Source organism: Ruegeria sp. AB7 (genome assembly GCF_056542625.1).
Window position 1 is genome coordinate 638763 of sequence record NZ_JBQGAC010000002.1, and the last position, 19442, is coordinate 658204.

At 55.9% G+C, this 19442-nt stretch carries 17 protein-coding genes; 11 read left to right on the forward strand and 6 right to left on the reverse strand.

Annotation, left to right across the window (positions count from 1 at the left end; genetic code table 11):
• The first annotated feature begins 9 nt into the window (after window positions 1–9).
• Genes ACR0EN_RS08840 through ACR0EN_RS08865 form a run of 6 tightly spaced genes read left to right on the forward strand, consistent with a single transcriptional unit; the run spans window position 10 to window position 6534 of the window.
• Window positions 10–972 (forward strand): cytochrome ubiquinol oxidase subunit II, encoded by a 963-nt coding sequence (locus tag ACR0EN_RS08840; RefSeq protein ID WP_170407810.1) that lies wholly within the window; start codon window positions 10–12, stop codon window positions 970–972.
• Entirely contained in the window at window positions 969–3059 is a 2091-nt protein-coding gene (locus ACR0EN_RS08845; protein ID WP_170818173.1) for a cbb3-type cytochrome c oxidase subunit I, read from the forward strand. The genes ACR0EN_RS08840 and ACR0EN_RS08845 overlap by 4 nt, the downstream gene beginning before the upstream one ends.
• Window positions 3056–3688, forward strand: coding sequence for a cytochrome c oxidase subunit 3 (locus ACR0EN_RS08850; protein WP_170422821.1), 633 nt, complete (start codon window positions 3056–3058; stop codon window positions 3686–3688). The genes ACR0EN_RS08845 and ACR0EN_RS08850 overlap by 4 nt, the downstream gene beginning before the upstream one ends.
• The gene (locus tag ACR0EN_RS08855; protein ID WP_255612219.1) at window positions 3681–4007 is read left to right on the forward strand and encodes a cytochrome o ubiquinol oxidase subunit IV; all 327 of its coding nucleotides are present in this window, start codon (window positions 3681–3683) and stop codon (window positions 4005–4007) included. Before ACR0EN_RS08850 ends, ACR0EN_RS08855 begins: the two co-directional genes overlap by 8 nt.
• Window positions 4008–4042: 35 nt before the next feature.
• Window positions 4043–5020: an HlyD family secretion protein gene (locus tag ACR0EN_RS08860; protein ID WP_170509660.1), complete on the forward strand. Its 978-nt coding sequence runs from the start codon at window positions 4043–4045 to the stop codon at window positions 5018–5020.
• Entirely contained in the window at window positions 5017–6534 is a 1518-nt protein-coding gene (locus tag ACR0EN_RS08865; RefSeq protein ID WP_480586262.1) for a DHA2 family efflux MFS transporter permease subunit, read from the forward strand. The genes ACR0EN_RS08860 and ACR0EN_RS08865 overlap by 4 nt, the downstream gene beginning before the upstream one ends.
• Here the strand turns inward: ACR0EN_RS08865 and crcB are convergent.
• Window positions 6531–6893 (reverse strand): fluoride efflux transporter CrcB, encoded by a 363-nt coding sequence (gene crcB / locus ACR0EN_RS08870; protein WP_480586265.1) that lies wholly within the window; start codon window positions 6891–6893, stop codon window positions 6531–6533. The genes ACR0EN_RS08865 and crcB overlap by 4 nt on opposite strands.
• A complete protein-coding gene (locus tag ACR0EN_RS08875) occupies window positions 6890–7297 on the reverse strand; it encodes a fluoride efflux transporter FluC (protein WP_480586268.1) in 408 nt (135 codons plus the stop codon). The genes crcB and ACR0EN_RS08875 overlap by 4 nt, the downstream gene beginning before the upstream one ends.
• A 216-nt stretch (window positions 7298–7513) precedes the next feature.
• Here ACR0EN_RS08875 and ACR0EN_RS08880 point away from each other — a divergent pair, with 216 nt between their 5' ends.
• Window positions 7514–9094: an FMN-binding glutamate synthase family protein gene (locus ACR0EN_RS08880; RefSeq protein WP_170394512.1), complete on the forward strand. Its 1581-nt coding sequence runs from the start codon at window positions 7514–7516 to the stop codon at window positions 9092–9094.
• Window positions 9095–9100: 6 nt separating this feature from the next.
• On the opposite strand, the gene ACR0EN_RS08885 is transcribed toward ACR0EN_RS08880, so the two are convergent.
• The 4 genes from ACR0EN_RS08885 to ACR0EN_RS08900 are packed head-to-tail and all read right to left on the reverse strand — an operon-like array spanning window position 9101 to window position 13017.
• Entirely contained in the window at window positions 9101–9757 is a 657-nt protein-coding gene (locus ACR0EN_RS08885; RefSeq protein ID WP_170407827.1) for an ABC-type transport auxiliary lipoprotein family protein, read from the reverse strand.
• Window positions 9754–11070, reverse strand: a complete 1317-nt coding sequence (locus ACR0EN_RS08890) for an MlaD family protein (protein WP_480586271.1) — start codon at window positions 11068–11070, stop codon at window positions 9754–9756. The genes ACR0EN_RS08885 and ACR0EN_RS08890 overlap by 4 nt, the downstream gene beginning before the upstream one ends.
• Before the next feature lie 5 nt (window positions 11071–11075).
• A complete protein-coding gene (locus ACR0EN_RS08895) occupies window positions 11076–11891 on the reverse strand; it encodes an ABC transporter ATP-binding protein (RefSeq protein WP_170407830.1) in 816 nt (271 codons plus the stop codon).
• A 1-nt stretch (window position 11892) separates the two neighbouring features.
• Window positions 11893–13017: an ABC transporter permease gene (locus ACR0EN_RS08900; RefSeq protein ID WP_170735890.1), complete on the reverse strand. Its 1125-nt coding sequence runs from the start codon at window positions 13015–13017 to the stop codon at window positions 11893–11895.
• 396 nt (window positions 13018–13413) lie between these two features.
• Between ACR0EN_RS08900 and aspT the strand changes: the two genes are divergently transcribed.
• From aspT to ACR0EN_RS08920, 4 genes are read left to right on the forward strand one after another with little or no spacing between them, the layout of a single operon-like run.
• Complete coding sequence (gene aspT, locus ACR0EN_RS08905) at window positions 13414–15099, forward strand: aspartate-alanine antiporter (protein ID WP_480586274.1); 1686 nt, start codon at window positions 13414–13416, stop codon at window positions 15097–15099.
• An 18-nt stretch (window positions 15100–15117) separates the two neighbouring features.
• The gene (locus ACR0EN_RS08910; RefSeq protein ID WP_480562016.1) at window positions 15118–16734 is read left to right on the forward strand and encodes a bifunctional aspartate transaminase/aspartate 4-decarboxylase; all 1617 of its coding nucleotides are present in this window, start codon (window positions 15118–15120) and stop codon (window positions 16732–16734) included.
• Window positions 16735–16789: 55 nt separating this feature from the next.
• On the forward strand, window positions 16790–18691 hold the full coding sequence (locus ACR0EN_RS08915) for a PAS-domain containing protein (RefSeq protein ID WP_480586277.1): 1902 nt from the start codon (window positions 16790–16792) through the stop codon (window positions 18689–18691).
• Window positions 18692–19393, forward strand: a complete 702-nt coding sequence (locus tag ACR0EN_RS08920) for a response regulator transcription factor (RefSeq protein WP_480586280.1) — start codon at window positions 18692–18694, stop codon at window positions 19391–19393.
• The last annotated feature ends 49 nt before the right edge of the window (window positions 19394–19442 follow it).

Genomic DNA, 19442 nt, shown 5'->3' on the forward strand with positions numbered 1-19442 from the left:
TCATCAGGTGTGACCTTGTCTCGGATACATTCAGTCGCTGTGCCAGCCTTGGTGATCTTTGTTGCTCTGTTGTTGACGGCTGAGTCTGCCGGGGCGAGTGATAGCTTCATGGACCCCCAAGGCCCGATTGCAGCGGTGCAAAAGACACACCTTTTGCGCGCGACGGCTCTTATCTTGATCGCTGTGATACCGGTTCTGGCTCTGGTGCCGCTGATTGCCCTGCGTTATCGCCGACGTAAGGGTGGAAACGCTGCATACACGCCGCATTGGGATTTTTCGGCGAAGCTTGAATTTCTGATGTGGGGCGTCCCGGTCGTGATCGTGATGATCCTGTCTTTCTATCTCTGGAAAGCGACACATCGTCTTGACCCTTATTCCGCCCCTTTTGGAGAGGAGCCTGCCCTAAATGTGCAGGTGGTTGGCCTCGATTGGAAATGGCTGTTCATCTATCCAGATCATGGCATCGCAACGGTGGGAGAACTGGGCATACCGATCAAACAGCAAGTTGCGATGACGCTGACCACAGACACGGTGATGCAGTCGTTCATGATCCCGGCGCTGGCGGGGCAAATCTATGCCATGCCGGGGATGACGACTCGGCTACACCTGGTGGCAGACTCGCCTGAAACGATGCAAGGCGAGAACACACAGTATAATGGCCGAGGATTCACAAAGCAGAAATTCCTGGCGCAAGCCATGCAGCCCGAGGATTTTCAGGCATGGGTCGCCAGCGTAAAAGCGCATGGCATACCGTTGACCGAAAGCACTTATCGAACGTTGGCGATGCGTACGGATCGGGATGAGGTGCAGGCAGCATTGGGCACCGAACTCATGCCGCTGAATGCGCTTTATTTCACGCTGGAAGAGGGCGACCTGTTCCATTCGATCCTGCGTCGTTATCACAGCGGAGAGCCTCTGCAGTTGGATCAGCAACCCGGAACGGCTGAATACGGGCAGGAGGCAAGCCAATGACAAATGCCGAGACCGGTTTCTTCGGTCGCCTGAGCTGGGATGCATTTCCCATCGCTGGACTGATCCAGAATCCTGGCGCAAATGAGATCATTGCAAACGCTGCTGCTGCTATTGTGATCGTGGGCGTAGTGGTAGTGATTGGCATCCTGACGTGGTTCCGGTTGTGGGGTCCGCTCTGGCGCGATTGGCTGACCAGCGCTGATCACAAGAAGATCGGCGTCATGTACATCGTCTTCGCCATCGTCATGCTAGCGCGGGGCGTCCTGGAAGGCGTGGTGATGCGGGCCCAACAGGCGGCGGGACCGGGGGACGGATTCCTGGAACCCGAGCATTTCGCGGAACTGTTCAGCACTCATGGCACCATAATGGTGTTCTTCGTCGCGGTACCTTTTGTCTTTGGCGTCGCTAATTACATAATTCCACTCATGATAGGCGCGCGCGACGTGGCCTTCCCGGTGATGAACCAGATCGGGCTTGGCTTAACCGTCTCGGCCGGTCTGATGCTGATGGTCTCGCTGGTGGTCGGAGAGTTCTCGACCGGTGGCTGGACCGCGTATCCACCCTATACCGGAGCAGCTTTTAATCCCGGCGTTGGGCCGGATTACTGGATTTGGGCCATCGTGGTCTCTGGCGTGGGCACAACACTGACTGGCATCAACTTTGCCGTCACGATCTACAAGCTGCGTGCGCCGGGGATGAAGTTCATGCGGTTGCCCATGTATTGCTGGACGATAATCTGCAGCTCGATTCTGATCATCTTTGCCATGCCCCCCCTTGGCGTAGCTGCATTGTTGCTGGCCGCTGACCGATATCTCGATTTCCACTTCTTCACCAATGACCTTGGCGGCAACATGATGAACTATGCCAACCTGTTCTGGCTGTTTGGCCACCCCGAGGTCTACCTGTTGGTCCTGCCTGCATATGGTATCTATTCCGAGGTCTTTGCCACCTTTTCGGCCAAGCGTCTCTATGGTTACAACTCACTGGTCATCGCAACAATGTCGATTGCGGTCATGTCCTTCACGGTTTGGTTGCATCATTTCTTCACCATGGGGCAAAGCGCTCTGATCAACGCGGTGTTCGGGATTGCCACGATGCTGATCGCCATTCCGACCGGGGTAAAGGTCTATGACTGGATGGCGACTCTGTACCGTGGGCGCATTCGATTCTCGGTTCCGATGCTTTATGGCCTAGCGTTCTTGATGTTGTTCGTCATCGGCGGCCTCAGCGGGGTGGTTCTTGCCAATCCAACCGTCGACTATCAGGTCCATAATACGCTGTTTCTGGTTGCTCATTTCCACAACGCGTTGCTACCCGGTGTGCTGTTCGGGTTGCTCGCCGGCTATAACTACTGGTTCCCCAAGGCCTTTGGGTTCCGTCTAAACGAGTTCTGGGGCCGCGTTTCGGTTTTCTGCTGGACGGTTGGGTTTCTGCTGACCTTCATGCCGCTCTACTTCGTTGGTCTGATGGGCATGCCCCGCCGGTCGTTCAGTTGGGAGGATCCCAGCTTTCACCCCTACATGATCACCGCCGTCATAGGATCGCTGGTGATTACTTGCGGGTTGCTTTCGATCCTGGTCCAATTGTGGGTCAGTATACGCGACCGAGAACAGACCCGCGCACCGGTCGGTGATCCTTGGGATGGGCGCACGCTGGAATGGTCGATCCCGTCTCCACCGCCACCCTACAACTTCGCTATTATTCCGCAGGTTGGCGAGCGCGATGACTTTGCTGCAGCTAAGGAGCGCGGACAAGCCTATCCTGCACCCGCGGCCTACGAAGATATCGAGATGCCGCGCAACACCGGCATCGGGTTTATCCTCTGCGTGCTCAGTGGCATCTGGATGTTCTCTCTGGTCTGGTGGATCTGGTGGCTGGCAGCACTGATGACCATCGCGATGATCCTCGCCATTATCATCTGGAGTTTCGACACCAGCACCGAGGTCATCATCCCCGCCGAAGAGGTCCGCAAAGAACACGAGGCGTGGTTGGCGCTGGTCCACAGCACCGCCGCTGTGGATCGCGATCATGAAAGTACACCGGAGAATCGCGGCCTCGCCCGCCCGGATATGGAGGCCGTGATATGAGGCGCGCACCCAAGCACAGCTATCCGGGGATAAACCTCGGTGAGGACCACGCCAGCGCTCACAAGGCGACCGAGGTCGTCACTTTCGGCTTCTGGGTCTTCCTGATGAGCGATCTGGTCTATTTCGGCCTGATGTTCGCGATCTATATCACCATGATAGACGCGCAGGCCGGCGGTCCGGGCCCGCATGAGCTGTTCGACCTGAAAAGCATCTTTGCCCAGACTCTCATTCTGCTGACCAGCAGTTTGACCGTCGGGCTGGCGATGTTGGCGCTGAAATACAACCTGCCTCGGGCACGGATCGTGCTGTGGTTCGGAGTGACACTGCTGCTGGGGCTCAGTTTTCTGGTTTTGGAAATCCGTGATTTCATGAACATGGCAGCCCAAGGCGGTATCCCACAGCGTAGCGGGTTTTTGTCGGCCTTCTATGGTCTCGTACCGCTCCACGGCTTGCATGTTGCAGCCGGGTGTCTGTGGCTAATCGTGCTGGGTATTCAGCTGCGTGTGTTCGGGCTGACCGATCTGCTGATGTCGCGTATGGTGCGGTTGGCGCTATTCTGGCATTTCCTCGACCTGATCTGGATCGGCATAATAACCATCGTGTATTTCGGAGGGCTGGCCTATGGATAAACGATCCGAGATGCATCACCGCGAACGGCGGCGTTACGTGATTGGCTATGGTGGGTCACTGCTGCTCACGCTGGTGGTATTTGTGATCGCCTATCATTTCGGTATTGAAACACCAGGCGTCTATATGACCATCGGCCTTCTGGGGTTGGCACAACTGGTTGTTCAACTAATCTATTTTCTACACATCGACCGCCGCCGCAGCAGCCGAGAGGATCTGGACCTGGTTCTGTTCTCGACACTTGTTCTGCTGATTATCATCGGCGGGACAGTTTGGATTCTGGGCAATCTGGCCATGCGCATGCATATGCAGGTGATGTGAGGTCGCTCGATTAGGCACCGAAAAGGAAGCTGCTTATGAAGTCATTCAAGGCAATTGCCGCCGCAGGGATACTGGTCACGATTGCTATTGGATTGTTCCTTTTCTGGCGGCATGAAGAGCGGTATCCGTCAACAAAAGACGCCTATATCGGCGCGAATATCATCTACGTGGCCGCACAGGTGACCGGGCAGGTTTCAGACGTTGCGGTGGTCGAAAACCAGCCGGTCAATGCAGGCGATTTGCTGTTCTCGATTGATCCGACACAGTTCCAAGCCTCGGTCGATCAGGCCAAAGCTAATCTGGACAGTGCCATTCAGCAGGCTGACTCCTTCTCGAACCAGATCACCGCTGCACAGGCCGCTGTCGAAAGCGCCAACTCTTTCTACGAAACCGCGCAGAGCAATCTTGAACGCGCCCGAGCTTTGTTTTCGGACGGGGACCTCGCGCAGGCCTCGCTGGACCAAACTACGTCCGAATTCGCACAGGCTTCGGCCCGGTTGACCACCAGCCGGTCCGAGCTTTCTGCGTTGCAAAGTGGCCTCGCGGCCCGGCAGGACAATGTGTTGTCCTCGCAGGCTGCGTTGGAAATCGCGCAGGCCGATCTTGTCTGGACCAAGGTCTATGCCGCGGCCGATGGCTGGATCGCAAATCTGACGCTGCGGCCAGGGTCGTCTGTCTCGGCCAATGCGCCGCAATTTTCCATTGTCGAGTCGTCTGACTGGTGGGTCGATGCAAATTTCAAGGAAACATCACTGCCACGCATCCGACCCGGTCAGCCGGTCACAGTGCAGGTGGATATGCTTCCAGACACGACCCTGACCGGCAAGGTTGCGTCGATCGGTCGAGGCTCGGGCGATACGTTTTCGTTGTTGCCGTCCGAAAACTCCAGCGGCAACTGGGTCAAGGTCACTCGACGTTTCCCGGTGCGGATTGAGCTTGATCCAACTGATGCTCCGCTACGTGTAGGAGGCAGCAGCAAAGTTACGGTGGATACAACCGGAACCAGCCAATGACTGATGCCGGCCACATCAATCGCGTGATTGTCGTGGCCGTCGTGCTCAGTGCAATTCTCGAAGTTCTGGACAGTACCATCGTCAATGTTGCGTTGCCGCATATTCAGGCGGCTTTTGGGGCCACAACCGATCAGGCGACATGGATCTTAACCAGCTATATCGTCTCCGCCGTTGTGGTCATGCCGCTGACCGGGTTTGTCGCGCGTCGGGTCGGGCGGCGCAGGCTGATCCTGACTGCGGTCACGGGTTTTGCCACAATGTCTGTCATGTGCGGCCTGTCATGGAGTCTTCAGACTATCGTCGCGTTCCGCCTGGCGCAGGGGATGTTCGGCGCGTTCCTGATCCCGTTGTCGCAGTCCATCCTGTTTGACGCCTTTCCGCGTGAAAAACGGGGGCAGGCCATGGCGGTCTTTGGCTTGGGCGTGGTGGTCGCACCTGTGTTGGGCCCAACTGTAGGCGCAGTCCTGACTGAGTATTTTTCGTGGCGAATGGTGTTTTTCGTCAACCTTCCGGTCGCTGCCATGGCCCTGCTGCTTTTAGCGGGCGAGTTGCCGGACGACAAAACCGAAGAGGTGCGCATCGACTGGAAAGGTCTGGCGCTGCTGGCACTTGGCATCGGATGCCTTCAATTCATTCTTGACCAAGGTGAGACCAAGGACTGGCTGTCATCGAGGATGATACAGCTGGCGTTGATCGCTTCGGTTCTTGGGGCAATGGGGTTCATCGTCCATTCTCTGACATCCCGGCATTCTGTCGTTGATTTGCGCCTTTTTGCGGATCGCAACTTTGCCCTGTGCAACCTAGTGATAGCGGGGTTCGCGATCTCATTGTTTGGCGGGATCGCCATACTGCCAACCTTTGTGCAAAGCCTGCTCGATTACCCCGTGATCGAATCCGGTCATTTGTTCATACCGCGCGGGATCGCCGCAGGTGCATCGATGGTGCTGACCGGGGCCGTACTGGTCACCCGGTTTGATCCACGAGTTTTAGCCGGGTTGGGGATGCTGTTGACAGCACTGGGGAATTTCATGTTGGGCACGCTCAACCTCGACGCCGGTTTCTGGCAACTGGCTTGGCCGGGCTTTGTCAGTGGTCTGGGGATGGGGCTGGTGTTTGTGCCGATGTCTATTCTGGCATTCGAGAGCATCAGTAAATCAAGGCAGGATGAGGCCTCGGGCTTATTCAACGTCACCAGGCAGCTTGGCTCTTCGGTAGGTATTTCATTGGTGGGGACTTGGGTCGTGCGAGGCCTGCAAACCAATACGGCAGTGCTCAGCCAGAATGTGACACCCTACAATCCTGCTGCACAGGCTTATCTTGCGCCGCTGGGGCTAACACCCGATAGCGCTCAGGGCGCCGCCATTCTGGGGCAAGAGATCGCACGGCAGGCCGAGATGATCTCGTACCTTACAGTATTCAACAATCTTGGACTGCTGGCGTTGGCCACGATCCCACTGTTGTTCTTCTGCCGCGCGCCCAGGCCCGACCAAAGGGCTGCAGCACCCGTTCACTAGCGCGTCAGAACAAGGCCCAGCCATAGCGCGAACCAGCACAAGACGAGGCTGAGAGCGATGTTACCGGCGGCAAATACGATCGTCTGTTCACGGTGCAATTGCAGCGATTGATAGGCGAAGCTTGAGAATGTGGTGAAGCCGCCGCAAAACCCGAATACAAGGCGTTTTTCCTCTTCGCCCATTTCTGCAGAGCCACCCAGATAACCAATCCATAGACCCAGCAGAAGGCTGCCCAGAACATTCACGATCAGGGTCGAGTACGGCAGATCATGCGTCACCCGAAGTGCCAGCCAATGCCGCAGTACAGCCCCCAATCCTCCGCCCAATGCGAACATGGCATGCAGATACAAGGTCGTCATTCCGATGTTTCCCGGGAATGATGCCGCCGACCCAGCGCTTCCCCAAGAACCGCCGCCGTAAGACCAAATGCGATCTCCGCGCATACGGCGATAACCACAAACCAATTCCCGGTTTCTGCCAGTCTTTCCAGCTCGGCAACGAATGAGGAAAACGTCGATAGCCCACCGCAAAATCCGACGGCCCCTAGATGCAGGACGTGGGCGTGGACACGATTTCGAATGGCATAGAGCCAACCTAGAACGAAACAGGCCGCAACATTGATGCCGAAAGTCGCGGTCAGGAACGGAGCGCCGGGGATCTCCAGCGAAAATAGCTCGCGCAGCAACGAGCCTGCAGCACCCCCCACAAAGACGGCTGTATACATCAGGGCGCGATGCCCGAATGCAGGCGCTGTTTTCGACACTGCGGTTGATCCTGCTCTGACCAGCGTTTCATTTTGCATACAGACTGCTTTTGCTTGGTTCAACCGGCCTCGCTAACCCAACCGTTATCTTTGTTTGATTAGCAAGGGCTTGCGCAAACAGGTCAATTTGTTCCACGTTCTGGATGAAGAGCAGGGTCATGGACCCAATGTCCATTCAAGGTCACGCTGTCACAGCGCTACTCAGGGAGATAGGAAATGATTGTTCGCAGGCTTTACTATTTCCTCAGCTATGTCTGCTTGCCTTTGACTTTGCTTTGGGGTTTTTTCTGGCCACCCGCCCACTGGTTGCTGATCATACTGATCCCCTATGCGGTTGTCGGTCTCTACGATATGCTGACAACAAAGCATAATGTGCTGAACAACTACCCGGTACTGGGTCACTTCCGATATATGTTGGAGTTTGTCAGCCCTGAAATCCGGCAGTATTTCGTTGAAACCAATGAGAGCGGGCGGCCCTATAATCGGATTATCCGCAGTCTGGTCTATTCCCGCGCCAAGGGGCAGGTGGATACTCAGGCGTTTGGCACTCAGTACGATATCATGACGGTAGGTTATCACCGCGCTGATCACTCGCTATCCCCCAAGCACGTTGAAGAGAGCGAAGAACGGGTGATACTGGGCGGCCCTCAGTGCGACAAACCCTACAATGCGTCGCGTCTGAACGTATCAGCAATGAGTTTCGGTGCACTCAGCGCCAACGCAATCCGTGCTTTGAATGGCGGTGCAAAAGATGGGGGTTTTGCGCATAACACGGGCGAAGGCGGACTGTCCCCCCACCATCTGGCAGAAGGTGGAGACATCATCTGGCAAATCGGAACAGGATATTTTGGATGCCGCACGCCTGAAGGTGGGTTCGATAAGGACCTGTTTGCCGAAAAGGCCAAGAAAGACGTCGTCAAGGCGATCGAGATCAAACTATCGCAAGGGGCGAAGCCGTCTCATGGCGGGGTCCTACCGGCGGCAAAGGTGGATGAAGAAATCGCCGAGATTCGTGGGGTTCCAGTACATCAGGATGTGATTTCCCCACCTATTCATTCGGCTTTTGATGGACCGACTGGATTGATGCATTTCGTTCAGCATCTGCGAGAGATGTCAGGTGGCAAGCCCGTAGGCTTCAAACTGTGCATCGGTCGTCGATCCGAGTTTATGGCGATTTGCAAAGCGATGTTGGAAACTGAGATTCTGCCTGACTTCATCACGGTGGACGGCGCGGAAGGGGGCACTGGCGCTGCCCCGGTCGAGTTTACCAACCGATTGGGGATGCCGCTTAACGAGGCGCTGATCTTTGTGAACAACTGCCTGCGCGGTATTGGAGTCCGCGACAAGGTTCGGGTGATCTGTTCGGGCAAAGTGGCCACCGGATTTGATATGGTCGAGAAATTTGCTTTGGGTGCGGATATGTGTAACGCGGCGCGGGCGATGATGTTTGCGGTGGGGTGCATTCAGGCGCTGCATTGCAACACCAACAGGTGCCCCTCGGGGGTAGCGACGCAAGATCCGATCCGTGGGCGGGCGGTGAATGTGCCACAGAAACGACAGCGCGTGCATCGGTTTCATGACGCGACGCTTGAAAGCTTCCGCGAGATATTAGGGGCTATGGGCAAAGCAAAAGTTTCCGACCTGCGCCCTGCTGACATCCGGCGCCGAAATGCGGATGAACGAGAGCGGTCTTATGCCGAGCTATACAGCTTTCTGGATGACGGCTCTCTGTTGGGCAAGACCATCCCTGAAGAGTTCGCCGCTGACTGGCAAGTCGCCTCAGCGAGCCAGTTCTAGCGACCACTAGCTAGGTCTTGATCGCGGGTTATTGAGCGTATGCGTATGGATTTTGCGGATGCTCCATTCTACGGCATCCCGCATTGTCTTGCCCAAGGCGATATCAAAGGCCTCAACCAGTTCGGGTGTTTTATCGCTGGTCGCCAGCACTGCTTCCTGGAATGAGCTTGAAGCGATGATCTTGTCCTCATACTCATCGATGATCTTGATATTGATGCGCACTTCTACGCGGACCGTTTTCGTGTCTTCGGTTTCGCTGATGACGATGCCCTGAAATTCGCGCAGATCAGGCGCGATCACATAGTCCGCTCTCAGGCCTACGGTCGAACGTCCTACGGCCGCGACCTTGCCGGAATTTTCATAGCTTTCGACCATCAGCGCCTGCACAATTAACGGAGCGCGATCCACCCATCGGGCCCGCGGTAGATACTGAACCTGAAGCAAGGTGGGCTGCACGGCGATCTGATCGGTGTTCACGGCCGCCGTCGCTGTGGGCTCTTCGACAACGATCTGTTTTTGGATACGCGGCAGCGATGACGAGAACGTGCTTTTGGGTGTCAGCAAATACAAATCATTGGGCTTAGAAGCCTGCCGCAGCGTGCCCAAGCCCGTGCAGCCCGTCAAAGCGGCCAAAACCAGAGTCAATATTAAGGGCCGTATCATTGACGAAACTCCGATGCTTGGGTGCCTAACAAAAAGCGGGCCGGGTCGCGTTCGACCTTGTCGACCAATCTATCCAGACTGATGACCAGACGCTGTGATTCCTCGATGAACCGGATGAACTGAGGCAACCCAACGCGCAAGAAGTCCGAAACCTGACGGCGGTTGTCCTGAACGATCCCGTCGATGGTTCCCAGCAGATCCGACGCCGATTGGGAGGCGCTGAGAACATCGTCGGAAATCTTGTCAATCTTTTCGGTGATATTCGAGACGGTTTCCGCAACCTGATTGGCCGCCTTACTCACATCTTCAGCGACAGGTGAGATATCCTCGTCCATCACGCGGTTTGCCGAGTCAAACGCCCTCTCTGCTGAATTGAGCGCCCCTTTGGCTGAATCCATAGTCGATGTAACCGATTCAAGGGTGGTGTTTGCATTCAGAACAGTCTCGCTGATTACCTCAAGCGTAACGCTGCCTTCATCTGACAGCCGAGTCAGCCTTTCGGCCAGGATTGACCCGCGTTCGATAAAGGGCCGGATATCTTCCTGAATCACGCTTTCAGCACTGGCAATGGCGTTATTTGCAGTCTCTAGCGTTGTTTTGGCGGATTCTGAGGTCTCTTTGATACTCTTCAGCGTGTCCGTTCCTGTGCTCAACGTCGTTTCGGCCGTGTTCGCCAACGTATCCAGTCTCTTGGTAAATTCTCCAACGTCTTTGGCCGCACCGCCCAAATCGGACGAGAGCGACTGGAAATCCGTCAGAGTTTTATCGAGCTTGCCCGACGCTTCTGCCAGATTGTTCAGGATATCCGACACCGCCTTTCGGTTTTTGTCATCAACAACCGAATTGAGGTTCTCCAACAGGGTGACCGCCTTTTCGAGAACCTCTGGCGCACCCTCAAGCAAGGATTGAATCGAACTGCGCTTGCTTGGGATGACACTGTTCTGGGCCAGCCTTTCTGCGGTTGGAGACCCTCCGGAAAGCTCAACATAAGCAACCCCTGTCACACCCAGAGATTGCAATTGTGCGATGGTTTCTTTGGTAACAGGGATGTCGGCATCAACCTCAAGCCGCACTCGCACCTTTGACGGGTCATCTTTGTCCAAGTCCAAGGAAACCACCTGACCCACGGGCAAGCCGTTGTAATTTACGCCACCTGCAGCCGACAGGCCCGAGACATTGTCGAACAACACATCATAATAGGCGTATTGCCGAGTCACTTCGAATTTGGCGAGCCACAGAAAGAACCCGAAGGCACCAAGGATGCCCGCCAGGGTGAACGCACCGATCAGGATGTAATTCGCTCGGGTCTCCATCGCCTCTACCTGTCCTGCCCCTTCTGTTGTGCCGCACGGGCGCGGGGGCCTGTGAAATATTCCTGAACCCAAGGATGGTCGACCTTGGTCATCTCTTCTATCGGACCTTCAACCAGCACGCGTTTTTCCGCAAGTACCGCGACGCGATCACATATGGCATAAAGGCTGTCCAGATCATGCGTTACCATGAACACGGTCAGCCCCAACGTGTGCTGAAGTTCCCCGATCAGGTCATCATATGCGGCGGCCCCGATCGGGTCCAACCCGGCAGTTGGTTCGTCCAGAAAAACGATTTCCGGGTCCAGCGACAGGGCGCGGGCCAACGCAGCGCGTTTGCGCATTCCACCGGACAGTTCCGAGGGGAACTTGCTGCAACTTAGTTGAGGCAAGCCAACGAGACTGATCTTCAGCCCACCTAGTGCGGCCATCAATTTTTCACTGATACCCGTGTGCTCGCGCAGAGGCGCCATCACGTTCTGCAATACAGTCAGTGAGGAAAACAGCGCACCGTCCTGAAATGCCACGCCCCAGCTTCTTTCGATCCGCTGACGTTCTTCTTCGGGGCCATTAAGAACATCGACGCCAAGAACCTCAATACTTCCCGACTTGGGCTTGTTCAGCCCGACGATCGTACGCAAAAGCACGGACTTCCCAGTGCCCGATCCACCGACAACACCCAGCACTTCACCGCGCCAGACATCGAGGTTGAGGTTATCGTGGACCACTTGCTCGCCGAACTGGTTGGTTAAATTGCGCACACGAATAACGGCCTCGCGTTTCGTGTCGGATCGGGGCTTGTCCTGAAGCGCGGCTCCATCCATGTCAGATCCCCAACTCTGAGAAGAAGATCGAAAACAGGGCGTCGATGGCGATGACCATAAAGATCGATTGCACGACCGAGGCTGTCGTCCGCTGACCAACGCTTTCGGATGAACCTTTGACCTGCATAGCCTGCCAGCAGGCAATGACACCGATCACCAGTGCAAAGAACGGTGCCTTGATCATCCCGACGGCAAGTTGTGCGACGCCGGTATTTTCCTTCAACCGGGTCAGGAACATGCCGGGGCTGACACCGAGGTCGATCCAACTCATCAACGCTCCGCCGATCAGGCCAGCCATATCGGCAACAAAGCCAAGAATGGGCAACATGATCAACAGCGCCAGAACACGGGGAATGACCAGAACTTCAATCGGATCCAACCCCAGGGTGCGCATCGCATCAATCTCTTCCTGCACCTTCATCGAGCCAATCGAAGCCGTAAAAGCCGACCCGGAGCGACCTGCGACGATGATTGCTGTCAGCAGGATACCAAGCTCACGCAGGATCGAGATGGAGATCAATTCGACAACAAAGATCTCAGCCCCGAACTGTTTCAACTGCGTCGCGCCCTGAAAGGCCAGAACGACGCCGATCAGGAAACCCATCAAGGACACAATCGGCAGCGCCTTGAAGCCGACTTGCTCCATCTGTGACACCAACGCAGCACGACGCAGTCGCCATGGCATGATCAGAGTCCGGACCAATCGATGCAGAGTAAGGCCAAGAAAGCCGATGATTGATAATGTGTCCTTCCAGGCGCCAAAAGTTTTTTGCCCAATCCGGGCAACCCAATTCACAAAGCCATGCGGCGGCAGTTCTTCTCCTGTAACCTCGGGTATGTTGTGCGATACTGTTTCGATCAATGACGAATGTGCAGGGGCCAACCCTTCGAGTTGGACCTGAGCGCCCTCACTTCCCATCCGCTGCACCAGATTGGCGACTAGCCAGGCCCCTCCGGTATCCAGCGATTCAACTTGCGACATGTCCACAATGACATCTTGGCCGTTGGGCTTTTGGGCGGCAAAACCCGCTTCGACACGATCCAACGATTGAGTGCGCAGATCTCCGGCAAGGCGGATACAAACGCCGGTTGCGCTGGTCTCGGAAATAATCGTCGGCCGTGTCATAGCGGTATGTGATGGCAAACACCGGGTCGCTGCAATGGATTTGTTCGAACCCCTCAGGATTTTGCGCCCGCGCATTGCGGTAGAGCGACAGTGAAGCCCATGGTTCCGGCTCTGGAGCAGGCAGAGCGGGCGAGCCATGCGTTTCGCGTGTTTGCATTGTGGGGCAGGCTCAGTCAGGATGTTCTGAATGAGGGCGGACAAGCAGAACTATTAATATTCAGATAATTATAGACAAATGTCCTTTGTAAGGTATCGTGAGGCCGAAGTTTTCCTGTTGCGGTTGTGTGTTCGAACAGGCGGCTTGGTCGGGCAGCAAGTGGGCCAATTGGGCGCTTCTTCACCTTGTCTCCGGCTTTTGCCTCAAATGCCTGTCAGGCGCGGATTGAGAGGTGATTGATGGTCGATTGGCTGGTGCATATTCTTCAAAACTACCCTGAATTGGCGGTGTTCCTGTCCATCGGTATCGGCTTTCTCGTTGGTCCCTGGAAACTGATGGGATTCAGTCTGGGCACGGTCACGGCAACGTTGTTGGCGGCGGTGGTGATCGGGCAGGCCCAGATTGAAATCGACTCGGCGGTCAAATCGACTTTCTTCATCTTGTTCATCTTTGCTGTGGGCTACGGTGTCGGACCTCAGTTCATCCGCGGCCTGAAAGCAGACGGCGCGCGCGAGGTGTTCTTTGCGCTCAGCGTGCTCGCACTTTGCCTTGTAATCCCGATCATCGCAGCCAAGGTCGCGGGTCTGGAACTTGGCTATGCCGCGGGGCTTTATGCCGGATCGCAGACGATTTCAGCGGCGATCGGTGTTGCCACCGACCAAATTGGCCAGCTGGGCCTGTCGGCGGAACAGGCCAAAACCTATGCTAACCAGATTCCGATTGCCTATGCGGTGACCTATATTTACGGCACAATCGGGTCGGCCATCATTCTGGCCAAGATCGGCCCGCGTCTGATTGGCGTCGATCTGGTCGCGGCCTGCAAGGAATATGAGGCTAAGCTGGGTGGCACGACGTCGGTTGAAACCGGTGATGGCATCGTCTCGGCATATCGCGCGATCGAGGCGCGGGCCTTTGAGATCCCAGAAGGTAGCGATCTGCTGGGGCAACCGGTCAAAGATCTGATGCCCGGTATCCGCATCTATGCCGAACGCCTGAGACGTGACGGGAAGATCATAGAGGTAGATGATAACACCGTATTGCGGGCCGGAGATGTTGTGATGTTCTCAGGCCGCCGCGCTGATCTGGTGGGTTTGCTTGAGACCAATCTTACAGAAGCTGACGCGCCTGATCTGCTGAGCATACCGTCGGAAAAACTGGATGTGCTGATCACCAGCAAAGAGGTTCATAACAAGACGCTTGAAGAGCTAAGCAAACTGTCGATCGCGCGGGGCATTTATGTCTCGAAACTGATGCGAAACATGCAGGATTTGCCGCTGCTACCCGGGACAGTCGTGCATCGTGGTGACATCGTCACAATTCAGGGCAGCAAGCGTCATGTCGAGGCCGCAGTTGCCCAGATTGGCTATGCCGACCGCCCGGTAGACACCACAGATCTGGCCTTTGTAGGCTGGGGGATTTTCATCGGCGGCATCATTGGAACACTGTCAGTCATGATGGGTGGTTTCCCGATCAGCCTTTCCACTACCGGAGGCGCGCTGCTGGCTGGGCTGGTGCTGGGTTGGCTGCGTACGGTGCACCCGACCTTTGGGCGCATCCCGGGTCCGGCGCTTTGGTTGATGAACACTCTGGGTCTGAACGTGTTTATCGCGGTGATAGGGATCACCGCAGGGCCGGGATTTGTCGCGGGACTGCAACAGGCCGGTATTGCGCTGCTGCTATGGGGAATCGTCGCGACTTCGCTACCAATGATCTTTGCAGTTTACGTCGGGCATTACGTGTTCAAATTCCACCCGGCCATTCTGTTTGGTGCCTGCGCAGGTGCGCGCACCACGACGGCGGCGTTGGGTATGATCCAGGAAGCCGCGCAAAGTCGCATCCCGGCGCTTGGCTACGGAATGCCGTATGCGATCGGAAATACATTATTGACCATCTTCGGGATGGTCGTTGTTTTGATCCTAAGCTGATTTGGAGAGGTTCACGTTATGGATAGAGTAACGCTGCACGATTACGAAGCACTCAGCCCGTTTCAGATCAAGGATGAGCTGATCAAACTGGCCTCGGCCGAGGCGCGTAAGGCCAATAGTGCTTTCCTGAACGCGGGGCGCGGCAATCCTAACTGGGTTGCCACCCGTCCGCGTGAGGCGTTCTTTGCCCTTGGTCAATTTGCCATAACTGAATCCAAACGTGTGATGGACCACCCCGCTGGTTTAGGCGGAATGCCGGCGCAGAAAGGTTGCCATGGACGGCTGCAGAGCTGGGCGTCTGATCATTCCGACACGCCGGGCGTCGATACGCTGCTTGAGGTCGTGGCGCATGCCATATCCGCATTTGATTTCGATGCGGACGAGTTTGTGCATGAACTGACGGATTCGATCATCGGTGATAACTATCCGGTGCCTGACCGCATCCTGAAACACAATGCCACCATTGCCCATGAATACCTGATGTGGTCCATGTGCCGAGGTCACCGGCCTGACGCTCAGTTCGATTTGTTCGCAGTCGAAGGCGGCACGGCGGCGATGTGTTATATCTTCAAGTCTCTCAAAGCCAATCGGCTGCTGAACCCGGGTGATACGATCGCGTTGTGTACACCGATCTTCACCCCCTATCTGGAAATGCCAGAGCTTGAGGATTACAGCCTTGAATCCGTCCATGTGGAAACCGACGAGGAAGACGGCTTCCAACTGACGGATGCCGCAGTGGAAAAGCTGAAAGATCCCAAGGTAAAGGCGTTCTTCCTAGTCAATCCCGGCAATCCGTCTTCGGTCGCGCTCAGTACCGCGTCACTTCGCAAACTAGCGGATCTGGTTGAAAATCACCGGCCTGATCTGATCGTGCTAACGGATGATGTCTACGGCACCTTTGTGCATGATTTTACCTCGGTCATGGGCCATCTGCCACGCAACACGATCGGGGTGTATTCCTATTCCAAGTACTTTGGCTGCACCGGCTGGCGTCTTGGCGTGATTGCTGTCGCGCAAGACAACATCTTCGATCTCAAGCTGGCGGATCACCCGGATGAGATCAAACAGGCCCTGGACAAGCGCTATGGCACGCTTAGCCTGACGCCGCGCGACATTCGCTTTATCGACCGGCTTGTGGCCGATAGCCGGGATGTGGCCCTGAACCACACGGCGGGCCTGTCGCTGCCGCAGCAGGTGATGATGACGCTGTTTTCACTTAGTGAGTTGGTCGACAGCAAGAAAATCTATCAGACCGCCTGTATGGAGTTGGTTCATCGCCGCTTCAAACTCCTGACCGAAGCAATGGGGATCGAGGTGCAGGCAGGTGAGCATTACGACGCCTATTACGGTATCATCGATTTCGAATACTGGTTGCGAAAATATGTCGGTGAAGATGTCGTGGCTTGGATCAAGCAGAACGTTCACCCATTGGATATCGCGTTCAAGCTGGCCGAAGACTATGGCATCGTTTTGCTGAACGGCAGCGGATTTGATGCACCCGGATGGTCCGCTCGCGTGTCCTTTGCCAACCTGCCGGACGAGGCTTATTCGCAGATCGGAACAGCCGTTCGATCGGTGGCACGTGGCTATGTGCAAGCCTACCGCGCCGCGAACAATTTGCCGCTGCATGGATAGATAAATCTCCCTACACCTGCGTCTGAACTGGTGATACCCATGGGCGCAGGGGAGGATGAATTTGGACATTTCCGAACAGCGCATCAAGGCGATGACCACGGCTGGCCTGAACCTGATCGGTCAGGCGTTGTCGATCTATGACAGCCAATTGCGTCTCGTGGTCAGCAACCTGCGGTTTCAGGAAATGTTCGATCTGCCAAGTGAACTTGTCGAGCCGGGGGCCTTGTTTCGCGATACAATCCATTTTCTCGCCAGCCGAGGGGAATACGGCACGGTTGGCGATGTTGATGAGATGGTCGAGCTCCGTGTTTCACAGGCCCTCGCGTTCGAGCCGCATTACATGGAGCGGACCCGGCCTAATGGTCAGGTGATCTCGGTCGAAGGTGCACCTTTGCCCAATGGGGGCTGGGTGGCCGTCTATACCGACATAACTCGCACGAAGCGGGTGGAAGATTTGCTGCGTGCCCGTTCAGAAGAACTGTCAGGCCAACTTCTGAGCCATGCCGAAGAGCTTTCCGCAACCAACCGCAAATTGGCAGCGACCATTACCGCGCTGGAAGAAGCCAAGCGTCAGCTGACTGAGATCGAGGCCCGCACTCGGATGACGACCGAGATGATGCCAGCCCATATCGCGCATCTGGATACCGATGGACGATACGATTACTCAAACCGCCGCCTCAGTTCGGTTATGCCCGGCCGCCCGTCTGACATTCTGGGTCTTCATATATCAAAGGCTTTGGGGCCGGCGGCCTATGATCGGGTAAAACCGCATCTGGAACAGGCCTATGGCGGCCAACCTTCGGTTTTTGAATTTACCGAGGATCAGGATTCGCGCCGCATTCGGGTATCATTCACACCCGACAAGGCAGGTGGTGTTTATGTCATGTCGGTGGATATCACCGAGGAAACTCAGGCCCGTGTCGCCCTTCAGCAAACGCGGCGCCGAGCTATGGCAGCGCAAATGACCAGCGGACTCGCCCATGACTTTTCAAACTTGCTGACCATCATTCTGGGCATGCAGGCGCGATTGGAGAAGATGGATTTGCCCGAGGAAGCCGGACAGCTTGTCACGGCCACGCAACAGACCGCCCGTCGCGGGGGGCAATTGCTGAATCGCATCGCGGACATGACCGGCAATCGCACGCCTCAACCTCAGGCGACGGATATGCGCGGTTTACTTGAGGATTTGCGAATCCTTGCCACCCCGTCCTTGCCGCGGGGCATGGGGTTGTCGGTGGTCAATACTCTACCCGACAAGGCGCTGATGCTCGATCCCGGCATGGTTCAGGATGCACTGCTGAACCTGGTTCTGAATGCGCGGGATGCTTGCGGCACATCGGGCCAGATCACGATCACTGCGCATGCAATCGGGACAATATGGGTTGAGATCACGGTGTCGGACACTGGCCCGGGGTTTACCGGGGAAGCATTAAAGAAAGCGTTAAACCCATTCTTTTCCACCAAAGGCAGCGATGGCTCGGGGTTGGGACTTCCAATGGTCTACGACACGGTAAAGCTGGCGGGCGGTGACCTTAATTTGCGCAACACGCCTTCTGGTGCTTCGGTCGTGATACGTTTGCCCTACCGTCCTGCCCCGTCCGCGCAAGCGGGTCTCGTATTGTTGGTTGAAGACAGCGATGACCTGCGCAGTCAGTTCCGGGACATGCTGGTCGATTTGGGGTGTTCGGTGATCGAGGCAAGCTCGGTCGATGAAGCTTTGACCTTGACGTCGGAAATCGGTGATATCGCGCTGGTTCTATCAGATATTAAGCTGGAGGGCGAAGGCACTGGGATCGACATTGTCGACCGCCTGAATGGTGCGTTGCCCTGTATACTGATGACGTCGCTGCCGCTAAATGACCCGCTACATCATCAGGCATTGACCCGTGCACCCGTCCTAAGCAAACCATTCACATCGTCGCAATTGTCGGCGTTGATCCGAACCGAGGCCGCCTGAATGACACAACCTTTGGTGACCATTCTCGATGACGAACCTGAAATCCGCCGTATCCTAACGGAAGCGCTGGAAGATGCCGGGTTTCAAACTCAGAGCTTTTCACGTGCCCGTGAATTTGAAGCTTCGCTGAAAAGGGTCACTCCGGATCTGTGTTTGGTGGATTTATCATTACCGGATACCGACGGTCTTACACTTGTGCACAAACTTGCGCTTGAGCAAGGTGCTGCCGTCATCATCATTTCAGGCCGCGCTCAGGTACAGGACCGGGTAACGGGATTGGAGCTTGGCGCAGATGATTACATCACCAAACCATTTGATCCAGCCGAAGTAATTGCTCGGGTCCGCGCCCGGCTACGCTCTACTGGACCAGCAACGCCGAATTCAGACATAGCCGAATTCAATGGTTGGACCGCACAGTTTGATCGATATGTCTTGATCAATGCCGATGGCGTCGAGACACCTTTCAGCCACGCCGAAGGTGAGGTTCTGCGATTGTTTCTTGAAAGTCCCAAACGCCTGATCAGCCGCGCGCGCATGCAGGACATGTTGGGTGGCGGGGCAGGTGACAGCTTTGACCGCGCTATGGATGTTCGGATTTCCCGCTTGCGAACGAAGCTGGGCGAAGATCCCAAAAACCCGCGCCTTATTAAAACGATATATGGTGCGGGATATATCTTTCTTGGTGACGTGACCTGGTCTTAGTCGTCGGTCCCCCCCGACGCCTAAGATGTCTATCGGCTGGCGCTTTGCT